Source organism: Streptomyces sp. NPDC087845, from assembly GCF_044742755.1.
Classification (GTDB): Bacteria; Actinomycetota; Actinomycetes; order Streptomycetales; family Streptomycetaceae; genus Streptomyces.
In genome coordinates this window covers 296,773-304,715 of sequence record NZ_JBIUVC010000011.1, presented here as the reverse complement: position 1 = coordinate 304,715, position 7,943 = coordinate 296,773, and the positions used below count along the sequence as shown (strand labels likewise).

9 protein-coding genes are annotated in these 7,943 nt (G+C 68.7%); 4 read left to right on the top strand and 5 right to left on the bottom strand.

The window, feature by feature from the left end; translation table 11 throughout:
* Nucleotides 1-25 precede the first annotated feature (25 nt).
* Genes ACIOMQ_RS27970 through ACIOMQ_RS27955 form a run of 4 tightly spaced genes read right to left on the bottom strand, consistent with a single transcriptional unit; the run spans nucleotide 26 to nucleotide 1,381 of the window.
* The gene (locus ACIOMQ_RS27970) at nucleotides 26-244 is read right to left on the bottom strand and encodes a transposase family protein (RefSeq protein WP_362210481.1); all 219 of its coding nucleotides are present in this window, start codon (nucleotides 242-244) and stop codon (nucleotides 26-28) included.
* On the bottom strand, nucleotides 241-390 hold the full coding sequence (locus tag ACIOMQ_RS27965; protein ID WP_401753438.1) for a hypothetical protein: 150 nt from the start codon (nucleotides 388-390) through the stop codon (nucleotides 241-243). Before ACIOMQ_RS27965 ends, ACIOMQ_RS27970 begins: the two co-directional genes overlap by 4 nt.
* On the bottom strand, nucleotides 390-857 hold the full coding sequence (locus ACIOMQ_RS27960; RefSeq protein WP_402190852.1) for a hypothetical protein: 468 nt from the start codon (nucleotides 855-857) through the stop codon (nucleotides 390-392). The genes ACIOMQ_RS27965 and ACIOMQ_RS27960 overlap by 1 nt, the downstream gene beginning before the upstream one ends.
* Nucleotides 854-1,381, bottom strand: a complete 528-nt coding sequence (locus ACIOMQ_RS27955) for a hypothetical protein (RefSeq protein WP_402190844.1) — start codon at nucleotides 1,379-1,381, stop codon at nucleotides 854-856. The genes ACIOMQ_RS27960 and ACIOMQ_RS27955 overlap by 4 nt, the downstream gene beginning before the upstream one ends.
* 845 nt (nucleotides 1,382-2,226) lie before the next feature.
* Here ACIOMQ_RS27955 and ACIOMQ_RS27950 point away from each other — a divergent pair.
* Nucleotides 2,227-3,798, top strand: coding sequence for a hypothetical protein (locus tag ACIOMQ_RS27950; protein ID WP_362210487.1), 1,572 nt, complete (start codon nucleotides 2,227-2,229; stop codon nucleotides 3,796-3,798).
* Nucleotides 3,799-4,204: 406 nt separating this feature from the next.
* Here the strand turns inward: ACIOMQ_RS27950 and glnA are convergent, their stop codons facing one another.
* Nucleotides 4,205-5,566: a type I glutamate--ammonia ligase gene (gene glnA / locus ACIOMQ_RS27945; RefSeq protein ID WP_093897617.1), complete on the bottom strand. Its 1,362-nt coding sequence runs from the start codon at nucleotides 5,564-5,566 to the stop codon at nucleotides 4,205-4,207.
* 255 nt (nucleotides 5,567-5,821) lie between these two features.
* Here glnA and ACIOMQ_RS27940 point away from each other — a divergent pair, with 255 nt between their 5' ends.
* The 3 genes from ACIOMQ_RS27940 to ACIOMQ_RS27930 all read left to right on the top strand — a co-directional run bounded on the left by ACIOMQ_RS27940 (nucleotide 5,822) and on the right by ACIOMQ_RS27930 (nucleotide 7,771).
* A complete protein-coding gene (locus tag ACIOMQ_RS27940) occupies nucleotides 5,822-6,499 on the top strand; it encodes a DUF3105 domain-containing protein (RefSeq protein ID WP_402190840.1) in 678 nt (225 codons plus the stop codon).
* Nucleotides 6,496-7,215, top strand: a complete 720-nt coding sequence (locus ACIOMQ_RS27935; protein WP_402190838.1) for a DUF305 domain-containing protein — start codon at nucleotides 6,496-6,498, stop codon at nucleotides 7,213-7,215. The genes ACIOMQ_RS27940 and ACIOMQ_RS27935 overlap by 4 nt, the downstream gene beginning before the upstream one ends.
* Nucleotides 7,216-7,342: 127 nt before the next feature.
* A complete protein-coding gene (locus tag ACIOMQ_RS27930; protein WP_362210497.1) occupies nucleotides 7,343-7,771 on the top strand; it encodes a CBS domain-containing protein in 429 nt (142 codons plus the stop codon).
* Nucleotides 7,772-7,943 lie beyond the last annotated feature (172 nt).

Here is a 7,943-nt window from a genome sequence, read left to right as displayed (position 1 = left end):
AGACCTCTCCACCCGTCGAAGACAGTCAGCGGCTGACTTCGAGGTTCGTCAGGGCCGGCAGAGCGCGCAGGAGGCGGGTGGCACGAGCGGGGTCGGTGCGGAGTTCGGTGAGGGTCCGCCAGTTCTTGAGGTGGGCGAAGCCGTGTTCGGCTGGTGCGCGTCCGGTGGCAAGGACGCGGTTGGCGTCCTTCTGGCCGGGTGTGAGCTTGTGGGCGCGGGTGGCTGTGAAGCCGGTAACGATCACGGGTCGCGTATGTCGTTGTCCAGGCCGCGGAAGCCGAGGTCCGCGAGGGCTCCGAGGCCGGCGGCGCGCAGGTGGGCCAGGACGTGGTCGTGGCGGGCGGCGGTGATGTCGTGGGTGCGGCCGGGCCGGGCTGCGGATATCCAGATCAGGCGGCCTCTCTCGTCGGTGAGGGCGAGGAAGTGCAGGCCGTGGCTGCGGTGTTGCCGGAGTAGTTCCGTCGGTCGGCTCTTCCGGTGCGGCGCTGGGTGGGGATGAGGGTGCCGCCGATCAGGACCACCTCCCTGCCCCGTTTGGCGATCTTCTTCAGTGCGCGGTCCAGAAGAGGGGCCTGCGCGGCAAGCAGTCCGATCAGTTCGTCGCGCCAGCGGCGGACGGTGGACTCGGACACGTTGTTGCGGCCGGCCATGTCGGCCAGGCGCTGGTCGTGACGCAGCACGGCCAGGACGATCACCGCGATCCTCCCGGGCGGCAGGACCCGCCACCTGGACCGTATCGCCTTCAGGTGACGGCGCAGCACGTCGGCAAGGTGGTTGACGGTGCTCGTGCACAGTGGCAGACGGCACTGGCAGACAAGCGGGCAGGAGTCCTCGGCGCGTTCTTCGGTTCTCGTCACACAGCTCCAACGGCCACCGGGGGCGCCCCGGTTACGCCGTACCGCACCGCTGCGGGTGGCAGCGTCCCGGGGCACAGAAGGGTTGTGAACCGGCCGTCGGGAAGTTTGCGCAGCCAGCCAAGGCCGGCCAGTCTCACCAGCCTCCCGCGCAGCGGTTCCAGCTTGCCCCGCACGCGGACGTCCACCCCCAGCATCTCGCCGGCCTGCCGGGCCATGACCGGTCCGGCGGCCTGCCGCACGGCGGCGTGGATGCGCTGGTAGTCCGACGGGAGTGTGCTCTCCTCCGCGTCCGGCGCGCGGTGCGGGATCAGCATGACCGCCCGACCACCCACCTGGCCCGGTACCGGCACGGCCGAAGCGCGCTCGTCGACCGGCTGCTCGCTCACCCGCTCAAGGACGCGTTCGGCGACGGCGAGTTCGACCCGCTCGGCCCTTACTTCCGCCAGCTCCTTGGCCAGCCGCTCTTCGAGTTCATCCAGTTCCGCGCGCCGCGCGGTGATCCGTTCCAACAACTCGGGATCCATGCATCGGACCGTAGGAGGCCACCGGGGCACAGCGAGCAGGAACCTGCAAACCGGCCGCTGACGGGTGATCTACTCCTCAGACAGCCGCCCATGACCAGCGCGAGTACCCCGAGAACCGGTCACGCCAGCCCTTTGATCAGCGGCTTCAAGTTGGCGGAGGCTCACAGCAGGACACTCCTGCCGATGACGACGTGCCCCCACAGGTACCGGCAGGCCCCGCGGCGGCAAGCGTAGCCTTGGGTCCTGCACATCACTCAGTGAATTCGCCGCGCCTGCCTGACGGCCCGGCCCCGGAGGCGCGTGACGCGGTCAGCCCCTGGCACCTCCGGCCCTCTGGCCCACGATGTCTCGGACCGGACGCATCGGGCTCCTCGGCCTCCACGAGCTCGATCACGGTCTTTTCGACACCGATCAGCCGCGTCGTGACTCCCATCATCCCAGGCAGCGGGCACCTCTCCGCGTCCGGGCCCTCCCAACCGGCCCTCACGCGGTGGATTCAGGCTTACTCCTTGTCCCGCCGTTCGCCGACAGACGGCTATCCGAGTGAAACCCTCCGGCCAAGGTGAACATGCCGAAAGTGCCCGTTAGATTCCTTAACGGTTCGACGATGACTCAGGCGACCGACGCCAGGCGTCATCGATCACGCCTTCGGGAATGCGTGCGTGCAGTCGCAGGAGGTGGCCTCAGCACCGCGAGGACAGGCGCTGCTCTCGCCAGCGGCCTTTGATGAACGCAGCGACTAGTCCCTGTCGCAACCTCTTACGCCGCGCGGCGTAGCCGCCCAGCGCAGGAGGCAGCTCTCGACGCGGTCGTCCGCGGCCGCGACGTGACCACAAGGAGCGAGCATGCATGCAAAGTCCAGCTCAGCCCGCGCGTTCGTGGCGGCGGTCGTGTACGCGTCGATCGCGGGGTGCGCGACGACCGGGACGCACGAATCCATGGCCTCCCACCCGGATCCGGTGCCGAGAGCCGCGGTGGGGCCGAACGCCAGCTCCTCACTGCATGGCACGCTGATCCCAGCCCCGGCGCTGCCGGGGGCGCAGCCGATATCGGGGAACGACCGGGTGTACACCGCCGACCAGGCCTCCAACACGGTGAGTGTCATCAATCCGGCGACGAACACGGTGCTGGGCACCATAGCCTTCGGCAAGCCGCGGCTGAGTCCCAGCGCGGACGTGCTGGGGGCGATGTACGACGGGCAGATCGACGTACACGGCCTCGGCTTCTCCCGGGACGGAAAGTGGCTCAACGTGATCGACGTGACCACCAACGCCGTCCATGTCATCGACACCGCAACCAACAAGGTGGTCCGTACCGTCTACGTCGGCCGGGCGCCGCACGAGGGATTCTTCTCGCCTGACGGCACCCGGATTTGGGTGGCGGTGCGTGGCCTGGACTACGTCTCGGTGATCGACTGGCGGGCCGGCAAGGAGGTCGACCGGATTCACACCGAGGACGCGCCGTCGAAGGTGGTCTTCAGCCCAGACGGCAAACTCGCCTACGTCAACCACCTGCGCACCCAGGTGCTCGACGTGATCGATGTGGCCTCCCGCCGCATCATCAGGCGCGTGCCGATCCCCGCCGAGGCCGGCGGGTCCTCCGACGAGGCCATCTCACCCGACGGCCGGGAGGTCTGGCTCGGCATGCCCGAGAACGGCCGGACCACCGCTGTCGTCAACACAAACACCAGCCGTGTGGAAGCGGTGCTGTCCACCGGGCCGCGCACCAACCACCCCAACTTCGTCACGGTCGGTGGCGTCGACTACGCCTACCAGACCGTGGGCGGACTCAACGAGACCCTGGTGTACCGCCGGTCGCACAACGGGACGCCGCCCACGCTGGTGAAGACCATCCACAACAACGGCTACGGTCCCCACGGCATCTGGCCGAGCCCCGACAACACCAGGATCTACGTCGCCCTGCAGAACTCCGACGCGGTCGACGTCATCGACACGCACACGAACTCGGTGATCAAGACCCTCCCCATCGGCCAGTCGCCGATGGCGCTGGTGTACGTGGCGCGCAGCACTCCGGCCACCAGCACACACAACCTCGGCCGGCAAGGTCTGGACATGCGCACGCAGCACTTCGCCCTGCGCGTCCTCGGTGGCTCGGGCCGGGGCACGGCCCTGATCCGGGCGCTCCCGGGCATCGACGAAGTCACCATCGGTGCCGACGGGTTGACGCCCAACCAGCAGGTCACCGCCTACGCCGGCGACGGCACCCGCACGACCGCACTGATGACCATGAAGACCAACGAGTTCGGCAACATCGACGAAGGCCTGTCCTACTCGTACTTCTTCGCCAACCACTACACCTCCGTCACCCTCGAACCCGGAACTCCGCCCCAATCGGAGCCGACCGCTCGCGGGAGCGTACTCGCACCGAAAGCAGCCGGAGTTTCCGAGCCGAAGTGATCAAGCAGCCGACGAGCTTCGACGGGCGGCCCGCGTCTCCTCCGTCAAGGAGGTACCCGATGGCTGGGCCGCCCGCCGCAGCTGACGGATTCCGAGCTGGTGACACTCGCCGTCGCGCAGGCTCTGTTGGGCTTCACCTCGGAGTCGCGGTGGCTGCGGTTCGTGGACTCCCGGCTGGGATCGATGTTCCCGTACGGGCCCAGGCAGCCAGGCGGGAACAAGCGGCTGCGGACAGCGTTGCCGCTGGTCAAGAAGGCGATACGGCTGCTGGGCCCGCATCCTCGCGATGGCCGCAGCGATCTGGCACAACCACAAGGCCAGCCAGCCCGTCACACCATCCTTGATCGCTTACGACCACTGATCACATCGGAATGACTCGTCCAGGCCGCAGTGCGGCGACCCACGCCTAGAGCACCGGCAGCAGCGCCTTCAGCTCGAAGGCCGTGACCTCGCTGCGGTACTCCTCCCACTCCTGCTTCTTGTTGCGCAGGAAGAAGTCGAAGACGTGCTCGCCGAGGGTCTCGGCGACCAGCTCGCTCTTCTCCATCAGCGAGATCGCCTCGCCCAGGTTCTGGGGCAGCGGCTCGATGCCCATGGCGCGGCGTTCCGCGTCGGACAGGGCCCAGACGTCGTCGTCGGCGCCGGCCGGGAGTTCGTAGCCCTCCTCTATGCCCTTGAGGCCCGCGGCCAGCAGCACCGCGTAGGTCAGGTAGGGGTTGGCGCCGGAGTCGATGGAGCGGACCTCGACCCGGGCGGAGCCGGTCTTGCCGGGCTTGTACATGGGGACGCGGATGAGCGCGGAGCGGTTGTTGTGACCCCAGCAGATGTACGAGGGGGCCTCGCCGCCGGCGCCCGCGGCGCGGGACGAGCCGCCCCAGATGCGCTTGTAGGAGTTGACCCACTGGTTGGTCACGGCGGAGATCTCCGCGGCGTGGGTGAGCAGACCGGCGATGAAGGAGCGGCCGACCTTGGACAGCTGGTACTCGGCGCCCGACTCGTAGAAGGCGTTGCGGTCGCCCTCGAAGAGGGAGAGGTGGGTGTGCATGCCCGAGCCGGGGTATTCGGAGAACGGCTTCGGCATGAACGTCGCCTGCACGCCCTGTTCCAGTGCCACCTGCTTCATCACCAGGCGGAAGGTCATGATGTTGTCGGCGGTGGAGAGCGCGTCGGCGTACCGCAGGTCGATCTCCTGCTGGCCGGGGGCGCCCTCGTGGTGGCTGAACTCGACCGAGATGCCCATGGATTCGAGCATGGTGATCGCCTGGCGGCGGAAGTCCATGCCGACGTTCTGCGGGGTGTGGTCGAAGTAGCCCGAGCTGTCGGCGGGGGTGGGGCGGCTGCCGTCGACCGGCTTGTCCTTCAGCAGGAAGAACTCGATCTCCGGGTGGGTGTAGAAGGTGAAGCCCAGGTCCGAGGTCTTGGCGAGGATGCGCTTGAGGACATAGCGCGGGTCGGCGAAGGACGGCGAGCCGTCGGGCATCAGGATGTCGCAGAACATCCGGGCCGTGCCCGGGGCCTCCGCGCGCCACGGCAGGATCTGGAACGTGCCCGGGTCCGGTTTGGCGATCATGTCGGACTCGTACACCCGGGCGAAGCCCTCGATGGCCGAGCCGTCGAAGCCGATGCCCTCGTCAAACGCCTGTTCCAGCTCGGCGGGGGCCACGGCAACGGATTTGAGGTAGCCGAGGACATCGGTGAACCACAGCCGTACGAAGCGGATGTCGCGCTCCTCAAGCGTCCTGAGGACGAATTCCTGCTGCTTGTCCATAGCCACATCCTTGCAGTTCAGACGGTCCGTGCACCACCGCCCGGGGTAGGGGAGATGCTCCAGTATCACGACCCGGGATTTCACCCAGATTACGCACACGACGTGAGATGGAGCACCCGGCCACCCACTACGATCGGCGCCCATGGTGCGCAAGGGGTGGAGCGGTTTCGCGACGGTCCCGTGCGTGCCTGTTCTCCCGTCCGCTCCCTGTCCCTCACCTCCCCTCTCCTCCCCTTCGCAGAAGGACCTGACGACATGAGCTTCGACCGCAGGACCCGCATAGAGCACATGCGCACCGCCGACCGCTCGCGTGAGCGCCGCAACCGTGTCCTGGCCATAAGCCTGAGCGTCCTCGTCGTCGCGGGTCTGGTCGGTTTCGGCTCGTACCTGGTGCTGGACAAGTCCGAGGCGTCGGCGAAGGAGCCGGACGTGCGGGCGGAGGACGCCAAGGCGCCCGAGGCGGACCGGAAGAAGCCGGCCGACGGGCCGATCGAGGGGCTGAAGACGTGGGACGCGAAGAAGCTGACCCGCAACCACGTCTCCACGCCGGTCACGTACCCGATGAAGCCCCCGGTCGGCGGTGACCACAACCCCGTGTGGATGAACTGCGACGGCGAGGTGTACGAGAAGGCGATCCCCGACGTGAACGCCGTGCACTCGCTGGAGCACGGATCGGTATGGGTGACGTACACGGACAAGGCGTCGGACGCCGATGTGGCCGAGCTCGCCGAGCGGGTCGGCAGGACGCCGTACTCGCTGATGAGCCCGTACGAGGGCCAGGCCGGGGCGATCATGCTGAGTGCCTGGGGCAATCAGGTGACGGTGGACGGCGCCGAGGACCCGCGGGTCGACCAGTTCTTCACCAAGTTCGTGCAGGGGGCGCAGACGCCCGAGCCCGGTGCGGCGTGCACGGGCGGGCTGGGGGCCTCATGACCGCGGTACGGCGCCGCCGGCGCGTCGCGTGGGCGGCGGGCTCCGCCGTCGCGCTCACGCTGCTCCTCGCGGGGGTGGCGACGGTCGCCTCCGCGCGGGGCGACGGCACGGACCGCGCCACCGCGCCCGCCCCGCGCACGCCCGCGGTGGACTCCGCGGACGCCGGTTTCGCCCGCGACATGGCGGTCCACCATCAGCAGGCCGTGGAGATGTCCTTCATCGTGCGCGACCGTACACAGGACGAGGAGGTACGCCGCCTCGCGTACGACATCGCCAACACGCAGGCCAACCAGCGGGGCATGATGCTCGGCTGGCTGGACCTGTGGGAGCTGCCGAAGGCCGCCGCCGGGCAGGAGCCGATGGCCTGGATGGCGGGAGGGCACGGGGGACACGCCATGGACGGCATGGCGGGCATGGACGGGACGGGGGCGGGGTCCGGATACCGGGCCCACGACGGCTCCCTGATGCCCGGCATGGCCACCCGGACCGAGCTGGACCGGCTGCGCGGGGCGAGCGGCCGAAAGGCCGAGGTCCTGTACCTCCAGCTGATGAGCGACCACCACAAGGGCGGCATCGGCATGGCCCGGGGCTGCGCCCGGCTGTGCGCGGTGAAGGTGGAGAAGCGCCTCGCCCGGGGGATGGCCGAGGCCCAGCAGTCCGAGCTGGACACGATGGCCGGCATGCTGGCGGCACGAGGGGCGAAGCCCCGGTCCTGAGAGACTCCCGCCGACCCGCATCTGCACCCGAACGGGTGATAGCGGTCGCGTACCCCGAACGGGCCCATGACGATGGGTTCGCTCGGGGTCGAACAGCATGCCCACCGGCACGCAGGAGGAATCCCTCATGACCACCGCCAAGGACATCATGCACACCGGGGCCACTTGGATCCCCGCGCACGAGACGCTCGACCGCGCCGCACAGCTGATGCGCGACCACAAGGTGGGCGCGCTGCCCATCTCGGCCAACGGCGAACAGGACCGGATGGTCGGCATCCTCACGGACCGCGACATCGTGATCGGCTGTGTGGCGATGGGACACGATCCGTCGAAGATGACCGCGGGCGAACTCGCCCACGGCACCCCTCGCTGGATCGACTCGGGGGCGAACGTGGAGATGGTTCTGGAGGAGATGCAGACCCATCGGATCCGCCGGCTTCCGGTGGTCGAGAACAAGAAGCTGATCGGCATGATCAGCGAAGCCGATCTGGCGCAGCACCTCACCGACGAGCAGATCGCCCACTGGGTGGAGAAGGTCTACTCCCCCAGCGGCTGACCGGCTCGCGAACACCCGGATCGATGCCCGGTACCCCATGCGCACGTGGGGTACCGGGCTCTTCGCACTGTGCGCCCCGGGAGCCCGCGTGCGTCCCGGGCGTCTCCCGAAAAGCCCCGGAGAGCTGTGGCGATACGTTTCCGCGCGCGCCCCATACCCAGCGGGGGTAGGG